Below are 26,337 nucleotides of genomic sequence, written 5' to 3'. Positions count from 1 at the left end.
AGGCCGCCCGGGTGTCGGGCGTGGTGACGCCGAGGACGAGCCCCCCGGCACGCCCTGGCGAGCACCGCGCATCCCCCTCCCACCGGCGCAGACCGTGGAGCAGGCGGACGCGGCGGGCACCTCGACGACAGCGGGCCGCCGTGTCGGGTCCGGAGGTGCCGCCAGTCAGGGCGACCGCGTCACGAGGGTCGTCGAGAGGTCACCCGCCGGCCGGACGGCGTTCACGCACCCACGTCTCGGAGGTGATGGCCCACAGGTCGTGCGGCCGGCGCCGCCCCCCGACGTCGAGATAGCTCTCCATCGTCCCCTCCCGGCGCATGCCGAGGCTCGACACGGCGAGCGCGGCCGCGACGTTGTCCACGCACACGGGAGCGGTGACCCGACACAGGCCCATCCGGCCGAAGGCGTGCTCCGCCATGAGCTCGCCCACGGCACGGATCACGCAGTGGCCGGCCAGCGTCGAGTCGAGCCAGGCGCCGATCTCCGCGCTCTGCGCGCACCTGTCGATGCCCTCGAGCTTGAACTGGCCGGCGAACCGTCCGTCGACCTCGATGACGAGCGACAGTCCTCGGCCCGTACGGGCGTTCCTCCGGGCGTGGAGGACCTCCTCGACCCAGGCCAGCTCGGTGTGGCGCTCCTCCCAGGACCGTGCGGACGACAGCCAGAAGGGCTCGATCCGGTCCCGGTCGCGCAGCCGCAGGGACCGCCACTCGGGCGCGTCCGCGAACCTCGGCGGACGGAGGAGCACCTGGTGTCTGCCCTGCGTCACCGGACCGAGGAACACGCCCCGGGTGCCGTGGGCACGGCGGTGACGGAACCCCACCCGTCGGCGCAGCGGCCCGGCGTAGAACCTCGCGGCAGCGAGGAGGACGGGGAGCGACGGGCGGAGGCCGATGGCGCTGCCGCGCTGCGCCGAAGCCGTCCCGGTGCCGGGGAGTCGTGGCCGCTGCGGTGGGGGCACCGCGGGGCCACCGTCCGGCCGATCGGCGGTGTGGTCGAACGTCACCCCGCCCTCCGGCCGGTCGGGCATGCGCGTCCCGCCGCGGGGGACCGTGGGCCGCCCGTCATGGCCGGTCCACGGGACCGGCACTGAGACGTCCGACCGTCGTCACCACGACGACCACCTCCGTCACGGCGGGATCCGGAGGTTACAACGCACCGTGTGCACTGTGGGCAGGATGGCGGCATGCCGCGGCTGCTCGTCGTCCACCACACGCCCTCGCCCAACCTGCAGGCGGTGCTCGAGGCGGCCCGCGAGGGCGTGGCGATGGTCGAGGAGACCGAGCTGGTCGAGCGGCCGGCGCTGTCGGCCGGGCCCGCGGACCTGCTCGCCGCCGACGGCGTCCTGCTCGGCACCCCGGCCAACATCGGCTACATGAGCGGGGCGCTCAAGCACTTCTTCGACACCGTCTACTACCCGTGCCTGGACGCCACCGTCGGCCTGCCCTTCGGCGTCTGGGTGCACGGCGGCGACGACACCGCCGGCGCGCTCAGGGCGATCGGCACGATCACCGGCGCGCTCCGGTGGAAGCAGGTCGCGGCACCCCTGTCGCTCACCGGCGCCCCCACGAAGGACGACCTCGAGGCGGTCCGCGAACTCGCCGCCACCGTCGCGGTGAGCCTGGAGGGCCGCTGAGTCCTAGCCTGCCGGGGTGAGCACCCGTCGTCTCGTCGTCATCGGAGGGGACGCCGCCGGCGGCAGCGCGGCGTCCCAGGCCCGGAAGCGGCAGCCCGACCTCGAGGTCGTGATGTTCGAGCGCGGCCGCGCGACCTCCTACTCCGCCTGCGGCATCCCGTACTGGATCTCCGGCACCGTCGACAGCGAGGCCCGGCTGGTCGCCCGCACGCCCGAGCAGCACCGGGCGGCCGGCATCGACGTCCGCATGCGCACGGAGGTCGTCGGCATCGACACCGACAAGGGCGTCGTCCACTGGCGCGACCTCGACGCCGGCACCGAGGGCACCGAGCCCTACGACGACCTCGTTTACGCCACCGGCAGCGTGCCGATGCGCCCGCCGGTCGAGGGCATCGACGCCGAGGGCGTCTACGGCGTCCAGGTCCTCGACGACGGCGTCGCGCTGCGCGCCGAGCTCGACAGCGGCCGCGTGCGGAAGGTGGTCGTCGTCGGCGGCGGCTACATCGGCCTGGAGATCGCCGAGGCGTGCCGGATGCGCGGGCTCGAGGTCACCGTCGTCGACAAGTCGGCCACCCCGGTGGGCACCTTCGACCCCGACGTCGGCCGGTTCATCGCCGACGGCGTCCGCAGCGAGGGCGTCGAGCTGGTCCTGTGCGACGGCGTCGCGGGCATCGACGTCGACCGCGGCGGGCGGGCGCGCGCGGTGGTCACCGAGAGCGGCCGCGAGCTGCCCGCCGACCTCGTCGTCCTCGGCCTCGGGGTGCGGCCGAACGTGCGGCTGGCGAAGGAGGCGGGCATCCCGCTCGGCACCTCCGGCGGCGTCGCCGTCGACCAGCGGATGCGGACCCAGGTGCCCGGCGTGTGGGCGGCCGGCGACTGCGTGGAGTCGGTGCACCGGCTGTCGAAACAGCGGGTCGTCGTCGCGCTCGGCACGCACGCCAACAAGCAGGGCCGGGTGGCCGGGATCAACGTCGGCGGCGGCTACGCCACCTTCCCCGGCGTCATCGGGACGGCGATCACCAAGATCTGCACGGTGGAGGCCGCGCGCACCGGGCTGTCGGAGAGGGAGGCCGAGGACGCCGGCTACTCCTTCGTCACCGCCGCCGTCGACTCCACCACCACCGCCGGCTACATGCCCAACGCGTCCCCGATCCGGGTCAAGATGATCGCCGAGCGGCGCAGCGGCCGGCTGCTCGGCGCCCAGGTGGTCGGCGAGGAGGGCGCGGCCAAGCGGGTCGACGCGCTGGCCATCTGCATCTGGAACGAGATGACCGTCGACGAGGTCCTGTCGCTGGACCTGTCCTACGCGCCGCCGTTCGCGCCGGTGTGGGACCCGGTGCTCATCGCCGCCCGCAAGGCGTTCGAGGCCGTGGAGGCCGACACCCGCGGCTGACCGGTCAGCGCAGCACGCCCGCCATCCGCTCGACGATCGCGGTGAGCACCGGCTCGGGCGTGGCCAGGTTCAGCCGCACCGCGCCGCGGCCGGCCTCGCCGCAGCGGGCGCCGTCGACCACCGCCACCCCGGCCCGCTCGAGCAGCAGGTCGCCCGGGGCGTCGGCCGGGAGGCCCTCCAGCCAGGCCAGGTAGGTGCCCTCCGGCGGGCGGTACCGGACCCCGGGCAGGTGCGAGGCGACCAGGTCGGCGAGCAGCCGGCGGTGCCGGTCGAGGACGGCGATCGTCTCCTCCAGCCAGCCGACGCCGTCCCGGTAGGCGGCGGTGTTGGCGACCGCGCCGAGCGTCGAGCAGCCGTGCTCCACCCCGTGCCCGACCCGCGCCCACAGCTCGGCGTCGGCGTCGTTCGAGAGCAGCAGCTGCGCGCACTTGAGGCCGGCGAGGTCCCACGCCTTGGACGCGCTGGTGGCGGTGAGGGTGTGCGCGGCGGTGGTGTCCGACAGCGACGCGTAGGGCACGTGCCGGGAGCCGGGGAAGACCAGCGGCGCGTGCACCTCGTCGGAGAACACCCGGCCGCCGTGCCGGTCGACCACCTCGGCGACGGCGAGCATCTCCGCGGGCTCGAGCACCCGGCCGATCGGGTTGTGCGGGTTGCACAGCACCAGTAGGTGCCCGCCGGCGCGGAAGGCGGCGTCGAGCGCGTCGAGGTCGTAGACGAACCGGTCGCCGTCGCGGGCCATCGGCACCTCGAGCACCTCCCGGCCCAGCGCCGGCGGCACCTCCAGGAAGGGCATGTAGGCCGGGGTGGGCAGGACCACCGGCGAGCCGGGCCGGGACAGGTGGGTGATGGCCGCGGACAGCCCGGCCAGGACGTCGGCCATCGGCCGGACCCGCTCCGGCGGCACCTCCCAGCCGTGCCGGTCGCGCAGGAAGCCGGCGGTCGCCCGCGCCACGTCGTCGGCGAGCCAGTCGGGCAGGTAGCCGAACAGGCCGCGGGCGACGGCGTCCTGCAGCGCGGCGGTCACCGCGGGCGCGGTGCCCAGGTCGGACTCGGCCACCCAGGCGCCGAGCGCGTCGGGGTAGCGGGTCCACTTCAGACTGCCGCGCGAGCGCAGGCCCGCGACCACGGCGTCGGCGTCACTCGTCACGGTGCCGATCCTGCCCGCGGGCGGCCGGGGCGCGCGCGGGCTGGGAGGGTGCTCCCCGTGCGGCTGCTGCTGGTGGTGAACGGATCGGCCGGGAGCGCCGACGCGCTGGACCCGGCGCTGGAGGTGCTGCGCGCCGGCGCCGACGTGGAGGTCGCGGCGACCGCGGACGCGGGCGACCTCGACCGGGTGCTCGCCGGGCGGGACGGGCGCCGGCTGGTCGTCGCCGGCGGCGACGGCTCGGTGCACGCGGTCGTCGCCGCGCTGGACCGCGCCGGCGCCCTCGATCCCGCCGACCCGCTCGGCGTCGTGCCACTCGGCACCGGCAACGACCTGGCCGGCGCGCTCGGGCTGCCCGACGACCCGGCCGCCGCCGCCCACTGCGTCCTCGACGGCGCCCCGCGCCCGCTGGACCTGCTGCGCGACGACGCCGGGGGCGTGGTCGTCAACGCGGTGCACGCCGGGATCGGCGTCCGCGCCGCGGACGAGGCCGCAGGGCTCAAGGACCGGCTCGGCGCGCTCGCCTACCCCGTCGGCGCGGCCGTGGCCGGGATCGCCGGCGCGGAGCACCGGCTGCGGGTGACCGTCGACGGCGCCGTCGTCACCGCGCCTGCCGGGTGGGCGGCCGACGGGGGGACGCCGCTGCTCGTGGTCGGCGTGTGCAACGGGCCCACCATCGGCGGCGGGACGGCGCTCGCGCCGGGCGCCGACCCCGGCGACGGCCTGGCCGACGTCGTGGCCAGCGCGGCCACCGGTCCCGCCGCGCGGGCCGCGTTCGCCGTCGCGCTGCTCGCCGGGCGGCACCCCGCCCGCGACGACGTCGTCCTCGTCCGCGGGCGGGAGGTCACCGTGACCGGCGGGCCGGCCGGGCTGGACGCCGACGGCGACCTGCTGCCGCCGGTGGGCGCGCGCACCTGGCGGGTGGTCCCGGCCGCGTGGTCGGTGTCCGTGCCGCGCTGACCGCTCAGGCCGCCGGGGACCAGCCGAGCAGCGGGCCGAGGCGCTCGGCGGTGTCGGTGAGGATCTGCTCGTAGTCGGCCTCGGCGAAGCTGAACGGCAGCGCGAACACCACCTCGGTGACCTCGCGGAAGCCGGCGTGCGCGTACAGGGCCTCGGCGATCTGCTCCGAGGTGCCGAGCAGGTCGCGGGCGAACAGCAGCCTCCCCGGGCCCTGGGGGACCCCCACCCGCGGGCTGCGGGCCTCGACGTAGGCGGCGTACCGCTCCCGCTGCTCGGCCGTGGCACCGTCGGTCGGGATGACGACCAGCCCCTGCGACACCCGCCCGGCCGGGTTCGCCTCGCGGAAGGCACGCACCTGGTCCGCCTGGATCTGCGCGAAGTCGGTGGAGCCGCCCTCGGCGCGGACCACGCTGCTGGTCAGGAAGTGCACGCCCGCCTGCCCGGCCCACTGCGCCGAGCGGGTGCTCGCCCCGCCGTACCAGAGCCGGTCGCGCAGGCCGGGGGAGTGCGGCTGCACCCGGTCCGACCACTCCTCGACGACGCCCTCGCGGCCCGCGAACGACGCCGCGGGCTCCCCGGCGACCAGCCGCAGCAGCCGCTCCACCCGGGTGTAGGAGAAGTCCTCGACGTCGGCGGTGTCGGGGTAGAGCGCAGCCCTGACGTCGTCCCAGTGCATCGGCGGGCCGACGCTGACCCCGGGGTTGAGCCGGCCGCCGGAGAGGACGTCGACGGTGGCGAGGTCCTCGGCCAGCCGCAGCGGGTTCTCCCAGCCGAGCGGGGTGACCGCGGTGCCGAGCTCGATCCGCGACGTCCGCTGCGTGGCCGCGGCGAGGACGGCGACCGGCGAGGAGATGCCGTACTGCAGGTGCCGGTGGCGCAGCCAGGCGCTGTCGAAGCCCAGCCGCTCGCCGAGCTCGACCGTCCGCAGCGTCGTCTCGTGACCCGCGGCAGGGTCGGCGGGGTCGAACAGGCCGATGGTGAGGAAGCCGAGCCGTGCGAGGGGGGTACCGGGGGTGGGCACGGCGTCGATCCTGCCCGCCCCGGTCGGGCCGGTCCGGCGCGGGCCCGCCGGCGTTCCGGTCACCCGGCGGCACGGCGGGGTCGCGGACGCCCGTCCGCGGTCACCGCACGCGGACGGCGAGCAGCGCGACGTCGTCGTCGGTGGAGCCCCGGACGCCCTCCAGCAGCCGGTCGAGCAGGTCGTCCAGCGAGCCGGCGCCGTCCGCCGCGACGGCGGCGGTGAGCTGGGCGATGCCGTCGTCGAGGTCGGTGCGGCGGCGCTCGACCAGGCCGTCGGTGTAGAGCAGCACCGTGCTGCCCGGCTCCAGGGCGATGCGGTGGGTGCCCCGCGCCCGGGTGGCGTCCAGGCCCACGAGCAGGTCGGGGGGAGAGGCGAGCACCTCGACGCGGCCGTCGGCGTGCCGCAGCAGCGGCGGCGGGTGCCCGGCGTTGCTCCAGGACAGCACCCGGCCGCCGTCGTCGCCGAGGTCGACCCGGCTGACCAGCGCGGTGGCCAGGGCGCCGGTGCGCAGGCCGGCGACGGCGGCGTCGAGCCGGTCCAGCGCCCGGGCCGGCGGCTCGCCGCCCTCGAAGGCGAAGCCGCGCAGCATCGCCCGCAGCTGGCCCATGGTGGCCGCGGCGGCGACGTCGTGGCCGTTGACGTCGCCGATGACCAGCACCGTGGCGCCGTCGGAGTCGTCGAAGGCGTCCCACCAGTCCCCGCCGACCTGCGCGCCGGCGCTGCTGGGCAGGTAGCGGGCGGCCAGCTCCAGCCCGTCCGGGGCGGGCAGCTCGCCGAGCAGCGCGCGCTGCAGCGTGGTGGCCACCGACTCCTGCCGGGCGAGCAGCACCGCGCGGCCGACGGCCTGGGCGGTGTACTGGGCGAGGGCGAGGACCAGGCCCTGCTCGACCGGGCCGAACGCGTGCGGCTCGTCCCAGGCCAGGCTCAGCGTGCCGGGCAGCGCGCCGGCGACCGGCAGCGGCAGGTGCGCCGACGCCCCGGCCGGCCGCGGGGGCCGCGCGTGCGGGAAGCGTTCGGCGGTGGTGGCGGGGTCGGGGAGGAACACCGCGCGCCCGGTGGCCAGCGCGACCGCCGGCGGGACCTCGGCGCCCAGCGCGACGGAGGCGGAGTCGTCCTCGGGGGAGCCGTCCGCGGAGCCGGGCACCGGCCGCAGCCGGCGGGTCGCGGGGTCGACGAGCGCCAGGCAGGTCCGCGAGGTGCCCAGCGCCTCGGCGGCGGCGCCGGTCACGGCCGCGGCGACGTCGTCGAGGGTGACCGCGTCGGCCAGCGTCTCGGCGAACCGCAGCAGCAGCCGGGTCTGCTCGCTGATCCGCTCCGCGGCGCGCCGGGCGGTCTCGGCGTCGCGGGTCAGCGCGCGCAGCCGCAGTTCGGAGGCGGCCAGCCCCGCGACCTGGGTGAGCACCGCGACGTCGGTGTCGGTCCAGTCGCGGGGGCGGGAGTCGATGGCGCAGACCGCGCCCACGACGTCGCCGTCCGGGCCGACCAGCGGCACCCCGCAGTAGGCGACCACCCCGAGGTCGTCGATCGCCCGGTTGCCGGCCAGGACCTCCACCTCGCGGGCGTCGCGGACCACCAGCGGCTGTGCGGTGACCCGCACGTACTGGCAGAACGAGTGGCTCAGCGGGGTGCTGCGGCGGGCCTGCCACTCGGGCGGGAGGCCGACCGCGCCGGGGAACACCTGGCGGTCGGGCTCCACGAGGGTCACCAGCGCGGTGGGGACGTCGAGCAGCGTGCGGACCAGGACGACCAGCCGGTCGAAGTCGGCGTCGGCGATGCCCGACGGGTCGTCGGTCCCGCTGTCCGCGCTGGTCACGGGCCCACGGTAGTCGGCCCGCGCGCGGTCACCGGGGGAGCCGGCCCATGAGGTGGAACTCGGGGTTGGGCGGGATCGCGGCGAAGTGCGCGAGCCGGTTGGACAGCGCGAAGAAGGCGGTGATCGCGCCCACGTCCCAGACGTCGTCCTCGGTCAGGCCGTGCGCGCGCAGCCGGTCGAGGTCGGCGGCGGTGACGGCGGCGGGGTCGGTGGCCAGCCGGACGGCGACGTCGAGGACGGCGCGCACCCGGTCGTCGAGCGGGGCCTTGCGCCAGTCGACGGCGACCAGGTCGGCCAGGTACGGGTCGCGGGTGCGGATGCGCGCGATCGCGCCGTGCGCCACCACGCAGTACGCGCAGTCGTTGGCCGCGCTGGTGGCGACCACGACCAGCTCGCGCTCGCCGGTCGACAGGCCCGGGGTGTCCTTGTCCATCAGCGCGTCGTGCATGGCGAGGAACGCCCGCTCCTCGGCCGGCCGCCAGGCCAGCGCCGCGAAGACGTTGGGCAGGAACCCCGACTTCTCCGCCACCTCCGCGTGGCGCCCGGCCAGGTCCGGCGGCAGGTCGGCGGGGTCGGCGACGGGGAAGCGGCTGATCGGCGTCGGGTCGGTCGTCACCCCGTCAGCGTGCCCCGCGGCCGGTCCGGCGTCGACCGTGTGCGCCGGCGCCGCGACACGGGCGCCGGAGTGCGGCGTGGGGCGCACACCGTCCCGCGGATCCGCCCGGGCGTCAGTCGCCGACGACGACGCGGTCGCGGCCCTCGCGCTTGGCGCGGTAGAGGCGGGCGTCGGCGCGGCCGAGCAGCTGCGCGGGCGTCCGGTCGGGCACCTCGCTGGTGCTGGCGGCGCCGATGCTCACGGTCACCGGCAGGTCCCCGGTGAGCGGGCCCCACGCGTGGGCGGCCACGGCGCTGCGGACGTCCTCCAGGTACCGGGCCGCGGCCGCGGCGTCGGCGCCCGCGAGGACGACGAGGAACTCCTCGCCGCCCAGGCGGGCGACCAGCGAGGCGGTGCCCGGGGCCGGGAGGTCCTGCACGATGCCCGCGACGGTGCGCAGCACCTCGTCGCCGACGGCGTGCGAGCAGGTGTCGTTGACCCGCTTGAAGTGGTCCAGGTCCAGCAGCGCCACCCACACCAGCGCGCCGTCGGCCAGCATCCGCGGCAGCTCGTCGTCGACGTGCCGGCGGTTGTGCAGGCCGGTGAGCGGGTCGCGCAGGGACAGCTCGCGCCAGCGGCGGCTCTGCCGGCGGGCCTCGGTGGTCTCGTACATGGCCTGCAGCGCGCGGGCGCGGGACTCGCGCTGGGCGGACTGCTGCTCCATCAGCTCGGCGCAGTAGCGCTTGTGCTCCTCGAAGGCGGCGCGGTGGTCGCCGGCGGCCGCGTGCAGCTCGGCCTGCTCGGCCCGGGCACGCACCCGGATGGAGGTCAGCCCGTGCTGCCGGCAGCGGCGCACGCACTCGTCGAGGGTGCGCTGGGCGGCGTCGACGGCGCCGCGGCGGCGCTGCACCTCGGCGAGGGTGAGCAGGTAGTCGGCCCCCGCGTCGCCGTCGTGGGAGCTGTCGAGCACCTCCGGCGCCAGGCCCGGCAGCAGCGCCTCCTCGGCCTCGTCCAGCCGGTCCAGGCCCATGAGGGCGCGGGCGACGGTGTCCAGGCGGCCGACGTCGAGCGGGACGCCGTGCGCGGCGGCCAGCTCCTGCAGCCGGCTGCTGAACCGCAGCGCGTCGGCGAACCGGCCGGCGAGGGTGTCGGTGTAGGCGCGGTTGTTGAGGATGCGCAGTTGGCGGTCGACGTCGCCGAGGTCCTCGGCCAGCCGGAGGACGGTGGCGTAGCGCTCGGGCGCGGCGGGGTCGCGGGACAGGCCCAGGACGTCGGCCAGCCGGACCAGGTGGTCGATGCGCAGGGCCGGGAGCGCGTCGTCGTCGAGCAGGTCGACGCCCTGCACGGCGTGCTCGAGCGCGCCGGCGAGGTCGCCGAGCTCCTGGAACACCGCGGTGAGGACGAAGGAGCTGCGGGCGAGCAGGTGCCGGGACCGGGCCTCGGTGGCCCAGCGGTGCACCTCCTGCGCGATCCGCCCGCCCTCGGCCACCGAGCCGCGCCGCCGCAGCAGGTCGGCGGCCACCAGCCGCGCCCGCTGCTCGAGGTCGGGGCGGCCGAGCTCGCGGGCGGTCCCCGCGGCGGCGCCGGCGCGCTCCGCGGCGGCCTCGGAGTCGAAGCGGGCGAGGGTCTCCAGCTCGTCGAGCGTCGTGAGCAGGACCGCGAGCGGGTCCGGCGGCCGCGGGGAGCCACCGGGCACGGCGCCGGCGTCCGGACGGACGGCGAGACTGGTCACGACTCCCCATCGGCAGCGGGGCCCCGCCGCGACAGGGCGGACACGGGATCCCCACCCGGTCGGGTGAGCGCGGGGGCGCTCGCCGGGCAGCCGGCCATCGGCACCTCCGCGGGGCGTGCGAACCGCTGTGCCACCCATCACAGCAGATGCCACCCCGGGACGGGGGGACGCGCGCCCGGGCGCCTGCCGCTGGGGGCCGCTCAGGCCCGGCGGCGGCGGAGCACGCCCTCCTGGACGACGGTGAGCACCAGCCGCCCCTCGCGGTCGAACACCCGCCCGGAGCAGAGCGCCCGGCCGCCCGCGGACCAGGCGCTCTCCTGCTCGAAGCACAGCCAGGTGTCGGCGCGGGCCGGGCCGTGGAACCAGACGGCGTGGTCGAGGCTCGCCGTCACGAGGCCGGGGTCGCCGATGACCGCCGCGTGCGGGGCGACCGCGACGGCGAGCAGCAGCATGTCGGTGGCGTAGGCGAGCGCGCAGGCGTGCAGCCGCGGGTCGTCCGGGAGCGCCTCGCGGGAGCGGAACCAGAAGCGCTGCCGCGGCGACGCGGGCTCGCCCCGGCCCGCGGCGATCCGGGGCGGCCCGCCGTCGAACCGGAAGTCGAACGGGTGCCGCGCGTCCAGCCAGGCCAGCCAGGCGAGGACGGAGGCGGGGGCGCCGGCCGCCGCGTCGGCCGGCGCGGCCAGGGACTCCGGCGGCGGGGCGTCCAGGGTGGGCACCTGGTGCTCGGGGCCGGTCTCGGGCCGGGCGAAGGACGCCGTCAGCACCAGGACCGTCTCCCCGTGCTGGACGGCGGCGACCTCCCGGGTGGTGTAGCTGCCGCCGTCGCGCACCCGGGTGACCTGCAGGTCGGTGGGCGCGGCCGGGTCGCCGGCGCGGACGAAGTAGGCGTGCAGCGAGTGCACCGCCCGGTCGTCCGGGACGGTCGCCGTGGCCGCGAGCAGCGCCTGGGCGACCACCGCGCCGCCGAACGCCCGGTCGGCCGGCACGCCGCGCGCCGCGCCGCGGAACCGGCCGGGTGCGGCCTCCGCGACGTCGAGCAGGGCGACCAGCCCACCGGGGACCGGACCCCCGCCGACCGGCTGTGCCACGCCCGCCCCCGTTCCGCCCGCCCGACCGACCGCGAGCAGTGAACCACCCGGGCGGGAGCGGGCTCAGCCGCCGGCGAGCAGGGCGCGCACCGCGTCGAGGTCGTCGGCCTGGCCCGGGGTCTTGTCCGGCCGGTAGCGGAGCACCCGGGCGAAGCGCAGCGCCAGCCCGCCGGGGTAGCGCGGGCTGCGCTGGGCGCCGTCGAGCGCGACCTCGACGACGAGCTCGGGCCGCAGCTCCACGCCCCACGGGTGCTCGGCGCGGGCGAGCGCGGGGAAGGTGCGGGTCTGCCAGTCCAGCAGCTCGTCGGTCATGCCCTTGAACGTCTTGCCGACCATCACCGGCTCACCGCCGTCGGGGTCGCGGGCGCCGAGCCAGATGTTGGACAGCGTGCCGGTGCGCCGGCCGTACCCCCACTCGGCGGCGAGGACGACGAGGTCGAGGGTGTGCACCGGCTTGACCTTCTGCCACGCGCGGCCACGCCGGCCGGCGGCGTACGGGGCGTCCAGCGCCTTGACCACCACGCCCTCGTGCCCGGCGGACAGCGCGTCGTCGAGCACCGCGGCCGCCTGCTCCGGTGTCGGCCGGCGGACCCCGGGCATGCGCAGCGGGGCGTGCGCGTCGTCGGCGAGCAGGCCGGCCAGCGCGTCGAGGCGGACGTCGAGCGGCTCGTCGAGCAGGTCGCGGCCGTCGAGGTGCAGCACGTCGAACAGGAACGGGCTCAGCAGCACGGCTGCGTCCTCGGAGGTGTCGACGCCGTCGCTGCCGAAGCGGCTCATCGTGTCCTGGAAGGCGCGCGGGCGGCCGTCGTCGTCGAGGGCGAGGGTCTCGCCGTCGAGGACGGCGGTGCGGCAGGGCAGCGCGCGGACCCGCTCGACCAGCTCCGGCACGCCGCCGGTGACCTCGCGCAGCGTGCGGGTCCACACCCGGACGTCGTCGCCGTCGCGGTGCACCTGGATGCGGGCGCCGTCGAGCTTGTGCTCCACGGTGACCGCGGGGCCGAGGTCGGCGAGCGCGGCGTCGAGGGAGGAGCCGGGGCTGGCCAGCATCGGCCGCACCGGGCGGCCCACCCGCAGCCCGACCGCGGCGAGGGCGTCCTCCCCGCCGCCGAGGGCGAGGACGGCGGTCTCGTCGAGCCGGCCGGCCAGCATCATCGCCCGCCGGACCGCCGGTGCCGGGACGCCGGCCGCGGCGGCGATCGCGTCCAGCACCACGCCCTCCAGCGCGCCCTGCCGCAGCTCGCCGGCCAGCAGCCGGACGAGGAGGTGCTGCTCGTCGGCGGTGGCGGCGGTGAGCAGCTCGGTCAGCAGCGCCTCGCGGCGGGCGGCCGAGCCGCTGCCGGCCGTGCCGGCCAGCGCGGTGAGCGCGCGGTCGACCGCCGCGACGGTCAGCGACGGCGCGGCCGCGGCCGGCGGGGCGGTCCGCGCCAGCGTGCGCCAGCCGACGCCGACCCGGCCCTGCGGCAGCTCGCCGGCCAGCCACGCGGCCACCGGCCCGGCCTCGTCCGGCCCGGCCGCGCGCAGCGCCCCGGCGATGGCCTGCGCCTTGGCGGTGCGCGAGCGGGTGGCGGCCACGGCCGCGGAGGCGGCGACGACGTCGGCGAGCAGCACGCGGCGATGGTGACAGTGCGGTACGACTCCGGGAGGTGCGCGTGCCGTGATCCCGTTAGCGTCGTCCGCGCGCCGAGAGGAGGTGCTCCCGCGTGAACCTCGAGAAGGTCGTCTTCGGGTTCTTCGTGCTGCTCGCCGCCACGCTCAACTTCGGGTTCTTCCTGGGCGACATCGACGACCCGGCGGTGCACAACGTCTACGAGCTGTTCGCCGCGCTCGTGGTCAGCCTCGTCGCCACGGTGCTCAAGTTCGGCGACCGCACCCAGATCGGCGCGGTGCACCTGGCCACCAGCCTGGTCGCCGACCTGCAGCTGGTCGCGGCGACGATCACCTGGGCCTGGGCGGTGCACGTCTCCGCCGAGGGGCTGACCGACGTGACGACGGCCAGCATGGTGTCGCTGTCGGGCGGGGCGCTGCTGGCCAACGTGGTCTCGGTGGTGCTGCTCGTCGTCGAGACCGTGTCCTTCCAGCGGCACTGAGGCGGGCCGCCGTGGAGACCGCGCCGCCGCCCCCCGTCACCACCCGCGGACGGCGCATCCGCCGCCGGGCGCCGGTGGTGCCGCGCGCGGAGGGCTCGGCGACGGTGTTCACCGTCCTCCGGCGGATGCGCGCGCCGCTGATCACGCTGATCGTCATCTTCGCCGTCAGCGTGCTCGGGCTGTCGCTGGTCCCGGGCGTGGACGCGGACGGGCAGCCGGCCCGGCTGAGCCCGTTCGACGCCTTCTACGTCATGAGCTACACCGCGACCACGATCGGCTTCGGGGAGATCCCGTACGCGTTCAGCTACGCGCAGCGCATGTGGGTGACCGGCGCGATCTACCTGACCGTGGTCGGCTGGGCGTACGCGATCGGCTCGCTGCTGGCGCTGCTGCAGGACCGCGCGTTCCGCCAGGCGATGGCGCTGCGGCACGTGTCGCGCAAGGTGACCCGGCTGCGCGAGCCGTTCCTGCTCATCTGCGGCTACGGGCAGGCCGGGGAGACGCTCGGGCTGTCGCTGGACGCGCTCGGCCGCCGGTTCACCGTCGTCGACATCGCCGAGAGCCGCATCGACGCCCTCGAGATCGCGCCGCACCGGGGCGACGTCCCCGGCGTGGTGGGCGACGCGCGCGACCCGCACGTGCTCGGCGTCGCCGGCCTCGGCCACCCGTGGTGCGAGGGGGTGCTGGCCGTGACCGGCGACGACGAGGCCAACCTCGCCGTCGCCATGGCCGCCGCCCTGCTGCGCCCGGAGCTCACGGTGGTCACCCGCACGACGTCGGCCGCGGTCGCCGAGCGGATGAGCCGGTTCGGCTCGCCGACGGTCATCAACCCCTTCGACCGGTTCGGCGACCACCTGCGGCTGGCGCTGCGGACGCCCGCGTCCTACCAGCTCACGACCTGGCTGGAGAGCGGGCCGGGCGCCGAGCTGCCGCCGCGGGGCACGGCGCCCGCGCCGGGCCGGTGGGTGGTGTGCGGCTACGGCCGGTTCGGCCGGCACTTCGCCGCCGACCTGGGCGCCGAGGGCCTGGAGGTCACCGTCGTCGACACGACGCCCGGCGACGGCGTCGTGGAGGGCGACGCCGCCGATCCCGACGTCATCCGGCGGACGGACCTGGCCACGGCGGTCGGGCTGGTGGCCGGCACCGACAACGACACCACCAACCTCTCGCTGGTGGCCGAGGCGCGGCGGGTCAACCCCTCGCTGTTCGTCGCCGCCCGCCAGAACCAGCCCGCCGACGCCGCCCTGTTCGCCGCCATGGAGGTCGACGCGCTGCTCGTGCCCACCGAGGTGGTCGCGCACGACGCCTACGCCCGGCTGAGCACGCCGCTGCTGTGGCGGTTCCTGCGCGAGCTGCCCGGGCAGAGCGACGAGTGGTCGGCGGGCGTCGTCGAGCGGCTGCTGGACGCGTGCGGTGCGCACCTGGAGGCGCTGTGGAAGGTGCGCCTGACCCCGGAGGACGCGCCGGCGCTGCACCCGCGGCTGGCCGGAGGGTGCTTCCGGCTCGGCGACCTGCTGCGCGACCCGGCCGACCGGGACCAGACCCTGCTGGCCGTGCCGCTGCTCCTGCTGCGCGGCGAGGAGGCGGTGCTGACCCCCGACCCCGGGACGGTGCTCGAGCCCGGCGACGAACTGCTGTTCGCCGGCCGGGCCGCGGTGCACCGGGAGGTGGAGGCGACCCTGTTCATCGACGGGGTCGCCGACTACCTGGTCACCGGCCAGCGGGTGCCGCAGAGCTGGATCTGGCGCAAGCTGAGCCGGTCGGCGCCGGTCGAGGACGCGGCCCCCGCGCCCTGACCCCGTCGGGGGGACACGTGCCCGACCAGGCCCCGGCCCGCCGGCTGCTCGGCGCCCTCACCGGCCGGGACGCCGTCCGGCCGCCGTCGCTGCGCACGGACGACGACCGGTCCGCCTCGCGGCTGGAGCTGTTCTTCGACCTGGCCTTCGTCCTGGTCGTCGCCGAGCTCGCGATCGCGCTGCGCGAGGACGTGACCCTGCACGGGTTCCTCGTCTTCGCCGGCCTGTTCACGACCGTCTGGTGGTCCTGGGTCAGCTCGACCCTCTACGCCAACCGCTTCGACCACGACGACGTCGTCTACCGCCTGTACAAGCTCGGGAGCATGGCCGCCGTCGTCGGGCTGGCGGCCTCGGCGTCGGAGGCGACCGGCGAGCGGTTCGCCGTCTTCGTCGTCTGCCAGCTCCTGCTGCGCGCGATGCTGCTCCTGCAGTACCACCGCGCCCACCGGCACGTGCCGGACGCGCGGCCGATCACCCGGCTCTACCTGGCCGGGACCGCCGCGGGCGCCGTGCTCTGGGCGGTGTCGCTCGCGGTGCCCCGCCCGGCCGCGTTCGCCCTGTGGGCCGCCGCGGTGCTGGCCGAGGCGCTGGTCCCGCTGCTGGCGACGCGGTCCTCGGCCGACCTGCCGCTGCACGTCGAGCACCTGCCCGAGCGGTTCGCGCTGTTCGTCATCCTCGTGCTCGGCGAGCCGGTCGCCGCGGTCGCGCACGGCCTGTACGACGCCGGCTGGTCGGGCTCGGCGCTGCCGGTGGCGGTGCTGGCCTTCGTCCTCGCCGCGGCGCTGTGGTGGAGCTACTTCGACCTCGCCGGCGCCCGCGCCAAGCGGCTGCTGGGCGAGGCGGGGGAGCACAACGGCGCCCACGCCCACGACGCGTACGTCTTCGGGCACCTGCCCCTGACGCTCGCGCTGGCCACGGTCGGCGCGGGTCTCGAGCTCGCGGTCGTGGAGGCCGCCGCCGGCGAGGTGCCGGCGGGGACCCGGTCGCTGGTGGCCGGCGGGGTGGCGGTCTACCTGGTCGCCGCGAGCGTCACCGCCTCGGCGATGACGGGGAAGGCCCGGCGCGGCTGGTGGTGGCCGCTGCTCGCCGCGGCCGTCGCCCTGCTCGACGCGCTGCTGGAGTTCCCGGCGTCCGTGGTCGTCGGCGCCCTGGCCGCGCTGGTCGTGACGGTCGTCGTGGTGGGCTGGGCGCAGCGCGCGGCGGGGGACCTGGAGACCGAGGAGGTCTGACCTCGGGAGGTCCGGGGCCGGCCGCCGGCCGGGACCTCCGACCGGGACCTCCGGCCGGGACCTCCGGCCGGGACCTCCGACCCTGCCGCCCGGCCGCGGTGCGGCGTGTCATGGGTGCGCGCCGGTTTCCGGTGACCGGCGTGGAGGGGGTCTGTGCCGTGACCTCGGGAGCCGTGCCCGGCGGCGTCGTCGTCGGTGTGGACGGCTCGGCGTGCGCCCGGGCCGCCCTCGCCTGGGCGGGCCGGATGGCCGCCCGCACCGGCATGCCGCTGACCGCGGTGCGCGCGTGGAGCGTGCCGACCGCACCCCGCCCGGACACCTGGGAGCCGGCCTACGTGCCGCCGCTGGCCGACTGGGAGCGGGCGGTGGAGCAGGCGCTCGCCGACGACGTCGCCGCGGCCGGCGTGCCCTCCGCCGTCGCGGTGACCTGCCGCGCGGTGCACCGGGCGCCGGTCGACGCGCTGCTGGCCGCGGCCGAGGGCGCGGAGCTGGTGGTGCTCGGCGCGCGGGGGAGGGGCGGCGCCCGCGGGCGGCTGCTCGGCTCGGTGGCGTCCTCGGTGCTGCGCGCGGCGCCCTGCCCGGTGACCGTCGTGCGGCCCGACGCGGTGCGCCCCGGCCGGGCCGAGGCCGTGGGGTCCGCCGTCGCGCGGCCCTGACGACGTGCGTCCCCCGGGACGGCCCCGGGGGTGGAGAGGGGGAGCCATGGACCCGTCGGCGCCGGAGCGCCGCGAGATGTCGCTCGAGGAGAAGCTCATCGCGCAGTGGGAGGCGCAGCACGACGTCGCCGCGCGCGGCCACCGCTGCGACCCGCTCGGCCTGCAGCACCAGCTCAGCCGCGAGCGGCTGGCCGACAGCACCCGGCCGCCCACCCCGCGCCGGCCCTCCGCCGCCGGCGCGGCCGCGGAGCCCGCCGGTCCGCCGCCGGGCGCCGCGCCGCACCCCGAGCCCCCGACGGCCCGCCGGCACCCGTGGCGGCGGTTCCACCACCACGCCTCCGAGAGCTGACCCCGCGCCGGCCGGGCAGCGCCGGACCGCGGCGTCCCACCGGGGACGGGAACGGGCCGCCCGGGTCCACCGGTCCGGACCGTGGGAGTGGTGTGGGGGCGCTGTGGGTGGGACGCGCGCAGCGGCGCCGACAGGCTCGCCGTCATGACGAACACCGCCTCCACCGCACCCGGCCGCACCGCCGTCCCGATGGCCGACGTCCGCGACATGTACGTCGTCCACCGCGCCTTCCGTCGCGAGTTCGGACTGCTCCCCGGGCTCGTGCGCGCGGTCGAGCCGGGCGACACCGCCCGCGCCGCCGTCCTCGCCCGGCACGCCCGGATGGTGCTGCTCGGCCTCCACCTGCACCACACCGCCGAGGACGACCTGCTGTGGCCGAGGCTGCTCGAGCGCTGCCCGCCCGACGCCGCCGTCGTCCACCGCATGGAGGCCCAGCACTCCGAGGTGGAGCGGCTGATCGGCGCCCTCGGCCCGGCGCTGGACCGCTGGGAGGTGGAGGCCCGGCCGGCGGTGGCCGAGGAGGTGGCGTCCACCGTCGAGGCGCTGGGCGCCGTCCTGGCCGAGCACCTGGCCGAGGAGGAGCGCGAGATCCTGCCGCTGGCGCAGCGGCACGTCACGCAGGCGGAGTGGGCGCAGCTCGGCGAGCACGGCAAGGGCGAGATGTCGGTGCGGGACCTGCCGCTGCTGTTCGGCGCGCTGCTGGAGGAGTGCGACCCCGACGAGCGGGCGATGATGCTGCAGGTCGTCCCGTTCCCGGTCCGGGTGCTGCTGCGCACGGTCTTCGCGCGCCGGTACCGCCGCTACGTCAGCGCGGTCCGCGGGCCCGCCTGATCGCCCCCACCAGGGCCGGGACGTCCTCCGGGCGCAGCAGCCGGCCGGCGTCCCAGGCCCGGGCGAACGCCTCCTCGCCGAGCGCCGCCCGCACCGCCGGCAGCTCCTGGGCGGCCAGCGCGACGTCGGGCGGGAACGCCACCGCCACCGCCGCCGCCTCCGCCGTCGCCGACCCCGCCGCGAACAGCTGCGCCGCGAGCTCGGGCAGCCCGCGGGAGGCGGCGACGGCGGCCAGCCCGGGCAGCGTGTAGGCCAGCGTCCACGAGGTGCGGACCTCCGCGGCGAGGCCGGCCGCCTCCGCCCACCGGTCGAGGGCGCCGTCCTCGTCGCCGGCGAGCGCGGCCAGGGAGGCCTGCACGTTGAGCAGCGTCGCCAGGCTGAACGGGCTGCCGAGCCCGCGGGCCAGCCGCTCGGCGTCGGCCAGCGTCGCCGTCCCGGCGGTGAGGTCGCCCGCCTGGAGCAGCAGCTGCCCCTGCGCGACGACGGCGTGCACCCGCGCCCACGCCTCCCCGGTCTCCCCAGCCAGCCGCAGCGCCTCGGCCAGGTCGCGCCCGGCGGCGGCGAGGTCGCCGCGGAACACCGCGGCCGAGCCGGTGAGCACCAGCGCCAGGGCGCGCAGGTCCCCGGCGCCGGCGGCCGCGGCGGCCGCCGCCGCCCCGGCCGCCGCCTCCGCCGTGCCGGGGACGTCACCGGCCGCGTGGCGCAGCGCGGCGAGGGCGAGCAGCAGCCGGGCGTCGTCGACCGGGTCCAGACCGGTGCGGTCGACCCGGGCGACCCAGCCCAGGCCCTCGGCGACGTCGCCGCGCACCGCCCAGTACAGCCAGGTCGCCCGCAGGAGCCGGGCGGCGTCGGCGGACCGCCCGGCGGCCACCAGCCGGCCGAGCGCCGCGCTCAGGTTGCCGTGGTCGCGCTCCAGCCGGTCCAGCCAGGCGCCCTGCTCGGGCCCGGTCAGCCCGGCCTCCGCGCCGGCGGCGAGGTCGAGGACGGCGGCCGTCGCGCGGTCGGCGGCCGGCTCGGTCTCCCCGGCGTCGGCCAGCCGTGCGGCGGCGTACTGCCGCACCGGCTCCAGCAGCCGGTAGCGGGCCTCGGGCCCGTCCTCGGCGACGACGAGGGACTGCTCGACCAGGCCGCCCAGGGCGGGCAGCACGTCGGGGACGCCGGCCACCGCCTGGGCGGCGTCGAGGGAGAAACCGCCGGCGAGGACCGCCAGCCGGCGCAGGAGCTGCTGCTCGGCGGCGGTCAGCAGGTCGTGGCTCCAGTCCAGCGCGGCCCGCATCGTGCGCTGCCGCTCGGGCAGGTCCCGGGCGCCGCCGGACCCGAGTGCCTCGTCCAGCCGGCCGAGCAGCGCGGCCGGCGGGAGGTAGCGCGCGTGCGCGGCGGCCAGCTCCAGGGCCAGGGGCAGCCCGTCGAGGCGCCGGCAGATCGCGGCGACGTCGGCGGCCGTGGCGCCGGTGAGGACGACCGGGCGCCCGGCGGCCGCTGCCCGGTCGAGGAACACCTGGGCGGCGGGGGAGGCGGCCACGGCCGCCGCGCCGCTGCCCGCCGGCAGCGGGAGGGGGGCGAGCGGGCGCTCCCGCTCCGCCCGCACCCGCAGCGGCGCCCGGCTGGTGGCCAGCACCGCCAGGCCCGGGCAGCGCCCGAGCATGCCGGCGACCTCCGGCGCGGCGTCGAGCACGTGCTCGACGTTGTCGAGGACGACGAGGTGGCGCCGGTCCCCGATCCGGGCGGCCACCGCGTCAGCGACCGGCCCGGCCAGCTGACGGCCGCCGAGCGCGCGGGCCAGCGTGGGCAGCACCAGCCGCGCCTCGCGCACCGGGGCGAGCTCGACGACCGTCACCCCGTCGGGGAACGCGGCCGCCACCTCCCGGGCCACCGCCAGCGCCAGCGTCGTCTTGCCCACCCCGCCGGGCCCGGTGAGCGTGACCAGCCGGGCGGTGCCCGACCGCAGCAGCCCGGCGACCTCGGCGACGTCGCCCTCGCGGCCGAACACTGGCGCCGCGGGCGGCGGGAGGGAGTCCGCCGTGGGCCCGCCGCCGGCCGGGCGGGCGGCGGCGGTCAGGGCGGCGCGGCCGGCGTCGTCGAGGCCGAGGGCGTCGGCGAGCGCGCGCACGGTGTGCGGGTGGGGGCGGCGCCGCTCGCCCCGCTCCAGGGCGCTGACCGCCTTGGCGGTGAGCCCCGACCGGGCGGCGAGCTCCTCCTGGGTGAGGGCGGCCGCCGTCCGCCAGCGGCGCAGCAGCGCCGCCACGGGGCCGGGGTCGGACGGAGGGGCGCTCACCGGCCGGGAGGGTAGCGGCGGCCGGGACCTCCGGCCCTACGGAACGCGCGCGTCCGCCCGGCACGCTGCCCCGGTGACCACCCCGAGCGCGCTGTGGCGGCGCTGGCTGCTCGTCGTCACCGCCGGCGAGGCGCTCGGGTTCCTGGTGCCGGTGACGGCGGTGCTGCTGGGCGCCGGCGACCTGCCCGGCCCGGCCGCCCTCGTGGTGCTCCTGGCCGCCGGAGCCGCTGAGGGCGCGCTGCTCGGCGCGGCGCAGGCCGCCGTGCTCGCCGGCGTGCTGCCCGGCCTGTCCCGGCGCGACTGGACGCTGCGCACCGCCGCGGCCGCCGTCGTGGCGTGGTCCCTCGGGATGGCGCCGAGCACCTGGGCCGCCGCGGTCCCCGGCGGGCCGCTCGCCGTGCGGGTGCCCCTGGCGCTGCTCGCGGCGGCGCTGCTGCTCACGGTCGTCGGCGCCGCCCAGTGGACGGTGCTGCGCCGGCACGTGCCCCGCGCCGGCCGCTGGATCGCCTGCACCGCGCTGGCCTGGCTCGCCGGCCTGCTCGTGATCACCGCCGTCACCACGCCGCTGTGGCGGCCGGGGCAGGCCCCGGTGCCGGTCGCCGCGATCGGCGTCCTCGGCGGCCTCGCGATGGCCCTGACGATGGCGGCGGTCACCGGCCGCGGCGTCGTCGTCCTCCTCGCCGGGCGGCTCCGGCGGGCTCCCGCGGTTGGCGCGGTGTGACCTGCGGGGACGGGGTAGGCAGGTCCTGCACGGGACGCACGGACGACGGGAGGACGACGGTGGACCAGCAGGAGTGGACGCGTGTGGTGGAGGCCGCCACCCGGGCCCCGTCGATCCACAACACGCAGCCGTGGCGGTTCACCGCGTCCGGCGACCGGCTGGCGGTCCGCACCGATCCCGGTCGGGCGCTGCAGGCCCTCGACCCCAGCGGCCGGCAGCGGGTGGTCAGCTGCGGCGTCGCCGTCGAGTTCGCCGTCGTCGCGCTCGCGGCCGCCGGGTACGACACCGCCGTCGAGGAGCTGCCCGACCCGGCCGACCCCGACCTGCTGGCGGTCCTCACCGTCACCGGCGGCCGCACCCCGGACGACGCCGACCGGGCCCTGGCCGACGCCATCGGCGCCCGGCACACCGAGCGGGCGCCGTTCCTGCCGCAGGCCGTCCCGGCCGAGGTCGTCGACCGGCTGCAGGCCACCGCAGGGGGGTTCCGCGTCTGGGTGAAGCGGATCAGCGGGGAGGACGAGGAGGTCACCACGACCTTCCTGCTGTCCCGCGCCGAGGAGGTCGAGCAGCGCGAGCCCGAGTACCTCGCCGAGCTGCAGCGGTGGATGCGCACCGACCCGGCCGCACCCGACGGCATCCCGGTCGGGGCGGTGCCGGGGGAGGACCCGGCGACCCGGCCGTCGAACTGGCTGGTCCGCGACTTCGTGGTGGGCTCGCGCACCGGTGAGCGGCCCCGCGACCTCGACCCCGACGCGCCGCCGCCGGACGTCGAGCGCCCCACCGTGCTGCTCCTGGGCACCGACGGCGACGACCGGCAGGCCTGGCTCACCGCCGGGCGGGCGCTCGGCCGGGTGCTGCTCGAGGTGACCGCGGCCGGGCTCGCGGCCTCCCCGCTGACCCAGGCGCTGGACTGGCCGGCCACCCGCGCGCAGCTGCGCTCGCGGCTGTCGCTGGTCGGCCACCCGCAGATGCTGATGCGGCTGGGGTACCCGTCCGGGGACCGCAGCCCGTCCACCAACCGCCGGCCGGTCGCGGAGGTGCTCACCTTCGGCGGATGACCTCCCGGGTCGCCGGGGACCCCGCCGTCGGCCACAGTGGGGCCGCCCGCCCGCACCTCCCACCCGGAAGGCCCCCCGTGCGCCCCACCGACGACGGCGAACCCCAGCTCGCGGAGTTCGGCTACCGGCAGCACCTGGACCGCAGCATCGGCCGGTTCTCCAGCTTCGCCGCCGGCGTCAGCTACATCTCGATCCTCACCGGGACGTTCCAGCTCTTCTACTTCGGTTTCGGCGCCGGCGGCCCGGCCTACGTGTGGTCGTGGCCGATGGTGTTCGCCGGGCAGCTCATGGTGGCGCTGTGCTTCGCCGAGCTCGCCGCCCGCTACCCGGTGGCCGGGTCGCTCTACAACTGGACCAAGCGCCTCGGCAGCGCGACGACGTCGTGGCTGGCCGGCTGGGTGATGCTCACCGCCTCGGTCGTGACCCTCGCCGCGACCGCGCTGGCCTACCAGATCACGCTGCCCCAGCTGTGGTCGGGCTTCCAGCTGGTCGGCGACGGCACCGGCACCTACGACGTCGCCGTCAACGCCGTCGTGCTGGGCGGCCTGCTGATCACGTTCACCACGTTGGTCAACGCGTTCGGCGTGCGGCTGATGGCCCGCATCAACAGCGCCGGGGTGTTCATCGAGCTGGTGGCCGCGGTGCTGATCGTCGTCGTCCTGGCCGTCGCGCTCACCCGCGGGCCGCAGGACGTGCTGTTCGACACCGGCGGCCGGGGCGAGGGCCAGTCGCTGGGCTACCTCGGCGCGTTCCTCGTCGCGGCGCTCGCGTCGGGCTACGTCATGTACGGCTTCGACACCGCCAGCTCGCTCGGCGAGGAGACGGTCGACCCGGGCCGCACCGCGCCGCGGGCGATCCTGCGGGCGATCACCGCGTCCTTCGTGCTCGGCGGGCTGATCCTGCTGTTCGGGCTGATGGCCGCCCCCGACCTCACCGACCCGCAGCTGGCCTCCAGCAGCGGGGGCCTGCAGTACGTCCTGCTGTCGGTGGCCGGCACCGGCCTCGGGAAGGCGTTCCTCGTCTGCATCGTCGTCGCGGTCACCGTCTGCTGCCTCGCGGTGCACACCGCGGCCATCCGGATGACCTTCGCCATGGCCCGCGACAACGCGCTGCCGGCCTCCGCCCGGCTCGCGCACGTCGACCCGCGGCGGCGCACGCCCGTGGTGCCCGCGGTCCTGGTCGGCCTGCTCGCCGTCGGCGTGCTGCTGCTCAACGTGCGCCAGCCGCAGGTGTTCACCGCGCTCACCAGCATCGCCGTGGTGATGATCTACCTGGCCTACCTGCTGGTGACCGGCCCCATGCTGGTCGCCCGGCTGCGCGGGCGCTGGCCCCGGCCGGCGCCGGGCCGGTTCTCCCTGGGCCGCCTCGGCCTGCCGGTCAACGTGCTGGCGGTGCTGTGGGGCGCCGGGATGGCGGTCAACCTGGCCTGGCCGCGGCGGGAGGTCTACAACGCCACCGGCGAGCCGCACTGGTACCTGCAGTGGGCCGCGCCGGTGTTCATCGGGGCGATCGTCGCCGTCGGCCTGGCGTGGTACCTGCTGCGCCAGCGGCGGCGCACCGGCGTGCTGCCCGAGCACGCCGCCGTCATCGACCCGACGCCGCCACCCACCCCCGCCTGAGACCGCGGGCCGAGCCGGCGGCCACCCCGCGCAGCAGCCGCACCCGCTGCGGCCCGGGCAGCGCGGCGAACACCCGGGCCATCGCCGCGGCGACGGCGGCCGGCGAGGAGCCGACGTCCAGGTAGGCCGCCCAGGCCCGCTCGGGCAGCGCGAAGAACGCGGCGAAGAAGGCGTCGGTGGCGCGGGTGTCCAGCGGCAGCAGCACCTCCAGGCCCAGGCCCAGCAGCGCCGCCGTCGTCCGGGGCCGGGCCCGCCGCACCACCGCGCGCGCGTCCCCGCCGGCCGCGAGCGCGGCCGCCACCCGCGGGCCCAGCCGCAGCGAGGACGCGACGCTGTAGCCGGTGGCCGGGTGCACCAGCCCCGCGGACGCGCCGAGCGGGATCCCCGGGCCGGCGGCCCGCGGCCGGGCGTCCAAGGGGATCGCCACCCGCTCGGGCTCGCCGGCCGGGCGCAGGCCGCGGGCGGCGAGGAACCGGTCCAGCCGCGCCCGCAGGTCCGGCAGCGGCACCGGCGGGCGGGCGGCCAGCGAGGTCGCCTCCAGCAGCACGGTGCCGTCGTCGAGGGTCAGGCCGTAGAGGAACGCCGGCAGCGCGGCGGGGTCGGCCAGGGCCGTCCAGTCCATGAGCAGCGCCCCGCCGGGCGGGACGACGTCGTCCACGGGGCCGCTCACCACCTCGCCCCAGGCGCGCTGCTGTGCCGTCCCCGGGCCGCCGCCGCGCGCGTCGAGGACCGTGCGGGCGGCCAGCCGGCGCCCGTCGGCGAGGACGGCGACCTCCCCGGCTCCGGCCTCCCCGGCTCCGGCCGCCCCGGCCTCCACCGCCGCCACCCGGCCGGTCACCACCTCGCCGCCGCCGGCGCGCAGCCGGTCGAGCAGAGCGGCGGTGACGACGTCGTTGCGCAGCCGCGCGTAGCCGCGGGCCAGCCGCCGCTCGCCGCCGGCCGCGGTGCGCACGACGGTGGGGGAGTACCCGGCCGCGACGGCGGCCGGGTCGAGCCCGAGCGGGGCGGCCGCGGCCGCCAGCTCGTCGGCCCACAGGCAGTAGGTGGCCGGCCACGGGCGGGCCGCCGGGGCCACCAGCACCGTCCGCAGCCCCGCGGCGGCGCAGGCGGCGGCCGCCGACAGCCCGGCCGGCCCGGCCCCGGCGACGACGACGTCGGCAGCGGGCGGGGGCACCGCGGCAGACCACCACACCGGCCCGCTCCCCGCCACACCCGGCCGGGACCCGCGCGTCGGCCCGGTCCCCGCCGGGTACCCGGGAGCCGAGCGTCCGGGGAGGGACGGCCATGCCTGCTGGGGTGCCCGGTGAGGTCCTCGTCGAGGTGCCGGCACCCGGGGCGGCGCTGGCCGGTGACCTCGCCGTGCCGCCCGCCGCCCGGGGCGTGGTGCTGTTCGCCCACGGCAGCGGCAGCAGCCGGCACAGCCCGCGCAACCGGCAGGTGGCCGCCGCGCTGCAGCGGGCGGGGTGGGCCACCCTGCTGCTGGACCTGCTCACGCCCGCGGAGGAGGAGGTCGACACCCGCACCCGCGAGCTGCGCTTCGACGTCGGGCTGCTGGCCGGCCGGCTGACCGCGGCCGCCGACCTGCTCGACCGCGCGGAGGCGACCGCCGGCCTGCCCCTGGCCCTGTTCGGCGCGAGCACGGGGGCGGCCGCGGCCCTCCTCACCGCCGCCGACCGGCCCGGCCGGGTGGGAGCGGTGGTGTCGCGCGGCGGCCGGCCGGACCTGGCCGGGGCGGCGCTGGCCCGGGTGCGGGCGCCGACGCTGCTCGTCGTCGGCGGTGCCGACGAGCGGGTGCTCGCGCTCAACCGGGACGCCGCCGCCCGGCTGGGCGGGCCGTCCGGGCTGGCCGTCGTCCCCGGGGCGACCCACCTGTTCCCCGAGCCCGGCGCGCTGGAGCAGGTCGTCGACCGCACCCTCGGCTGGCTGGACCGCTGGTTGCCGGGGTCTCAGGCGGGGTCGCCGTCCACGTAGAGCCAGCGGCCGCCGACGCGGCGGAACCGGCTGTGCTCGGCCTGCACGTGCTCCCGCCCGCCGGCGCGCGAGTGCGCGCGGAAGGTCACCGTGCCCTCGGCGTCGAACAGGCCGCCGCCGGTGGTGGCCAGCACCTCCAGCCCGGTCCAGCGCACCGCCGGGTCCAGGGTCAGCGACCGCGGCCGGGTGGCCGGGTCCCACGTCTCCTGCAGGTGGGCGGCGTCCCCGACGGCGAAGGCGCTGTAGCGCGAGCGCATCAGCTGCTCGGCGGTGGCCGCGGCCGCCGTCCCGTCGTGGAGGCGGCCGCAGCACTCCGCGTAGGCCAGGCCGGTGCCGCAGGGGCAGCGCTCCGGGCTCACGCCC

24 protein-coding genes are annotated in these 26,337 nt (G+C 77.9%); 13 read left to right on the top strand and 11 right to left on the bottom strand.

Features of this window, described 5'->3' with window-relative positions; genetic code table 11:
* Positions 1–199: 199 nt before the first annotated feature.
* Positions 200–769 (bottom strand): GNAT family N-acetyltransferase, encoded by a 570-nt coding sequence (locus tag ACI8AK_RS14210; RefSeq protein WP_456956755.1) that lies wholly within the window; start codon positions 767–769, stop codon positions 200–202.
* Between the two features lie 417 nt (positions 770–1,186).
* Between ACI8AK_RS14210 and ACI8AK_RS14205 the strand changes: the two genes are divergently transcribed.
* Positions 1,187–1,636, top strand: coding sequence for a flavodoxin family protein (locus tag ACI8AK_RS14205; protein WP_456956753.1), 450 nt, complete (start codon positions 1,187–1,189; stop codon positions 1,634–1,636).
* Between the two features lie 16 nt (positions 1,637–1,652).
* A complete protein-coding gene (locus ACI8AK_RS14200; RefSeq protein WP_456956751.1) occupies positions 1,653–3,029 on the top strand; it encodes an FAD-dependent oxidoreductase in 1,377 nt (458 codons plus the stop codon).
* Between the two features lie 4 nt (positions 3,030–3,033).
* On the opposite strand, the gene ACI8AK_RS14195 is transcribed toward ACI8AK_RS14200, so the two are convergent.
* Positions 3,034–4,176 (bottom strand): MalY/PatB family protein, encoded by a 1,143-nt coding sequence (locus ACI8AK_RS14195; protein WP_387993117.1) that lies wholly within the window; start codon positions 4,174–4,176, stop codon positions 3,034–3,036.
* Between the two features lie 57 nt (positions 4,177–4,233).
* Here ACI8AK_RS14195 and ACI8AK_RS14190 point away from each other — a divergent pair, with 57 nt between their 5' ends.
* Complete coding sequence (locus tag ACI8AK_RS14190; RefSeq protein WP_456956749.1) at positions 4,234–5,133, top strand: diacylglycerol/lipid kinase family protein; 900 nt, start codon at positions 4,234–4,236, stop codon at positions 5,131–5,133.
* A 4-nt stretch (positions 5,134–5,137) separates the two neighbouring features.
* Here ACI8AK_RS14190 and ACI8AK_RS14185 read toward each other — a convergent pair whose 3' ends face one another.
* From ACI8AK_RS14185 to ACI8AK_RS14160, 6 genes are all read right to left on the bottom strand, one after another.
* On the bottom strand, positions 5,138–6,154 hold the full coding sequence (locus ACI8AK_RS14185) for an LLM class flavin-dependent oxidoreductase (protein WP_387993111.1): 1,017 nt from the start codon (positions 6,152–6,154) through the stop codon (positions 5,138–5,140).
* A gap of 100 nt (positions 6,155–6,254) precedes the next feature.
* Positions 6,255–7,967: a GAF domain-containing SpoIIE family protein phosphatase gene (locus ACI8AK_RS14180; RefSeq protein WP_456956747.1), complete on the bottom strand. Its 1,713-nt coding sequence runs from the start codon at positions 7,965–7,967 to the stop codon at positions 6,255–6,257.
* 28 nt (positions 7,968–7,995) lie between these two features.
* On the bottom strand, positions 7,996–8,583 hold the full coding sequence (locus ACI8AK_RS14175) for a peroxidase-related enzyme (protein ID WP_456902160.1): 588 nt from the start codon (positions 8,581–8,583) through the stop codon (positions 7,996–7,998).
* A gap of 112 nt (positions 8,584–8,695) precedes the next feature.
* Positions 8,696–10,294 (bottom strand): diguanylate cyclase, encoded by a 1,599-nt coding sequence (locus tag ACI8AK_RS14170; protein WP_456956745.1) that lies wholly within the window; start codon positions 10,292–10,294, stop codon positions 8,696–8,698.
* A 200-nt stretch (positions 10,295–10,494) separates the two neighbouring features.
* Positions 10,495–11,382, bottom strand: a complete 888-nt coding sequence (locus tag ACI8AK_RS14165) for an acyl-CoA thioesterase (protein ID WP_456956743.1) — start codon at positions 11,380–11,382, stop codon at positions 10,495–10,497.
* A gap of 63 nt (positions 11,383–11,445) precedes the next feature.
* A complete protein-coding gene (locus ACI8AK_RS14160; protein WP_456956741.1) occupies positions 11,446–12,990 on the bottom strand; it encodes an ATP-dependent DNA ligase in 1,545 nt (514 codons plus the stop codon).
* Positions 12,991–13,082: 92 nt separating this feature from the next.
* On the opposite strand from ACI8AK_RS14160, the gene ACI8AK_RS14155 reads away from it, so the two are divergent.
* The 6 genes from ACI8AK_RS14155 to ACI8AK_RS14130 all read left to right on the top strand — a co-directional run bounded on the left by ACI8AK_RS14155 (position 13,083) and on the right by ACI8AK_RS14130 (position 18,330).
* Positions 13,083–13,469 carry a DUF6394 family protein gene (locus tag ACI8AK_RS14155; RefSeq protein ID WP_387993095.1) on the top strand — a complete coding sequence of 129 codons (387 nt, stop codon included), beginning with the start codon at positions 13,083–13,085 and terminating at the stop codon, positions 13,467–13,469.
* A gap of 11 nt (positions 13,470–13,480) precedes the next feature.
* Positions 13,481–15,265 (top strand): NAD-binding protein, encoded by a 1,785-nt coding sequence (locus ACI8AK_RS14150; protein WP_387993092.1) that lies wholly within the window; start codon positions 13,481–13,483, stop codon positions 15,263–15,265.
* A 17-nt stretch (positions 15,266–15,282) separates the two neighbouring features.
* A complete protein-coding gene (locus ACI8AK_RS14145) occupies positions 15,283–16,494 on the top strand; it encodes a low temperature requirement protein A (RefSeq protein WP_456956739.1) in 1,212 nt (403 codons plus the stop codon).
* Between the two features lie 158 nt (positions 16,495–16,652).
* The gene (locus ACI8AK_RS14140; protein WP_456902166.1) at positions 16,653–17,150 is read left to right on the top strand and encodes a universal stress protein; all 498 of its coding nucleotides are present in this window, start codon (positions 16,653–16,655) and stop codon (positions 17,148–17,150) included.
* A gap of 46 nt (positions 17,151–17,196) precedes the next feature.
* Entirely contained in the window at positions 17,197–17,499 is a 303-nt protein-coding gene (locus ACI8AK_RS14135; protein ID WP_387993083.1) for a hypothetical protein, read from the top strand.
* A 144-nt stretch (positions 17,500–17,643) separates the two neighbouring features.
* On the top strand, positions 17,644–18,330 hold the full coding sequence (locus tag ACI8AK_RS14130) for a hemerythrin domain-containing protein (protein ID WP_456902167.1): 687 nt from the start codon (positions 17,644–17,646) through the stop codon (positions 18,328–18,330).
* On the opposite strand, the gene ACI8AK_RS14125 is transcribed toward ACI8AK_RS14130, so the two are convergent.
* Positions 18,305–20,605 carry an ATP-binding protein gene (locus tag ACI8AK_RS14125; protein WP_456956737.1) on the bottom strand — a complete coding sequence of 767 codons (2,301 nt, stop codon included), beginning with the start codon at positions 20,603–20,605 and terminating at the stop codon, positions 18,305–18,307. The two genes, ACI8AK_RS14130 and ACI8AK_RS14125, sit on opposite strands and share 26 nt — an antisense overlap.
* A gap of 73 nt (positions 20,606–20,678) precedes the next feature.
* Here ACI8AK_RS14125 and ACI8AK_RS14120 point away from each other — a divergent pair, with 73 nt between their 5' ends.
* The 3 genes from ACI8AK_RS14120 to ACI8AK_RS14110 all read left to right on the top strand — a co-directional run bounded on the left by ACI8AK_RS14120 (position 20,679) and on the right by ACI8AK_RS14110 (position 24,003).
* Entirely contained in the window at positions 20,679–21,326 is a 648-nt protein-coding gene (locus ACI8AK_RS14120) for a hypothetical protein (protein ID WP_456956735.1), read from the top strand.
* 59 nt (positions 21,327–21,385) lie between these two features.
* The gene (locus ACI8AK_RS14115; protein WP_456956733.1) at positions 21,386–22,384 is read left to right on the top strand and encodes an Acg family FMN-binding oxidoreductase; all 999 of its coding nucleotides are present in this window, start codon (positions 21,386–21,388) and stop codon (positions 22,382–22,384) included.
* 77 nt (positions 22,385–22,461) lie between these two features.
* Positions 22,462–24,003 carry an APC family permease gene (locus ACI8AK_RS14110; protein WP_387993069.1) on the top strand — a complete coding sequence of 514 codons (1,542 nt, stop codon included), beginning with the start codon at positions 22,462–22,464 and terminating at the stop codon, positions 24,001–24,003.
* Here the strand turns inward: ACI8AK_RS14110 and ACI8AK_RS14105 are convergent.
* Positions 23,969–25,177 carry a lycopene cyclase family protein gene (locus ACI8AK_RS14105; RefSeq protein ID WP_456956731.1) on the bottom strand — a complete coding sequence of 403 codons (1,209 nt, stop codon included), beginning with the start codon at positions 25,175–25,177 and terminating at the stop codon, positions 23,969–23,971. The genes ACI8AK_RS14110 and ACI8AK_RS14105 overlap by 35 nt on opposite strands.
* A gap of 110 nt (positions 25,178–25,287) precedes the next feature.
* Here ACI8AK_RS14105 and ACI8AK_RS14100 point away from each other — a divergent pair, with 110 nt between their 5' ends.
* Positions 25,288–25,974 carry a dienelactone hydrolase family protein gene (locus ACI8AK_RS14100; protein WP_456902173.1) on the top strand — a complete coding sequence of 229 codons (687 nt, stop codon included), beginning with the start codon at positions 25,288–25,290 and terminating at the stop codon, positions 25,972–25,974.
* Here the strand turns inward: ACI8AK_RS14100 and ACI8AK_RS14095 are convergent.
* Positions 25,950–26,333 carry a YchJ family protein gene (locus ACI8AK_RS14095; protein ID WP_387993062.1) on the bottom strand — a complete coding sequence of 128 codons (384 nt, stop codon included), beginning with the start codon at positions 26,331–26,333 and terminating at the stop codon, positions 25,950–25,952. The two genes, ACI8AK_RS14100 and ACI8AK_RS14095, sit on opposite strands and share 25 nt — an antisense overlap.
* Positions 26,334–26,337: the final 4 nt, after the last annotated feature.

This window comes from Geodermatophilus sp. SYSU D00867 (assembly GCF_054050315.1).
Note: the sequence above shows the minus strand (reverse complement) of the source record. Positions and strands in the feature narration are given on the sequence as shown.

Coding starts and splice junctions, on each gene's coding strand:
- ACI8AK_RS14205 (WP_456956753.1), top strand. CDS start 1,187: ATGCCGCGGCTGCTCGTCGTCCACCACACGCCCTCGCCCAACCTGCAG.
- ACI8AK_RS14135 (WP_387993083.1), top strand. CDS start 17,197: ATGGACCCGTCGGCGCCGGAGCGCCGCGAGATGTCGCTCGAGGAGAAG.
- ACI8AK_RS14130 (WP_456902167.1), top strand. CDS start 17,644: ATGACGAACACCGCCTCCACCGCACCCGGCCGCACCGCCGTCCCGATG.
- ACI8AK_RS14100 (WP_456902173.1), top strand. CDS start 25,288: ATGCCTGCTGGGGTGCCCGGTGAGGTCCTCGTCGAGGTGCCGGCACCC.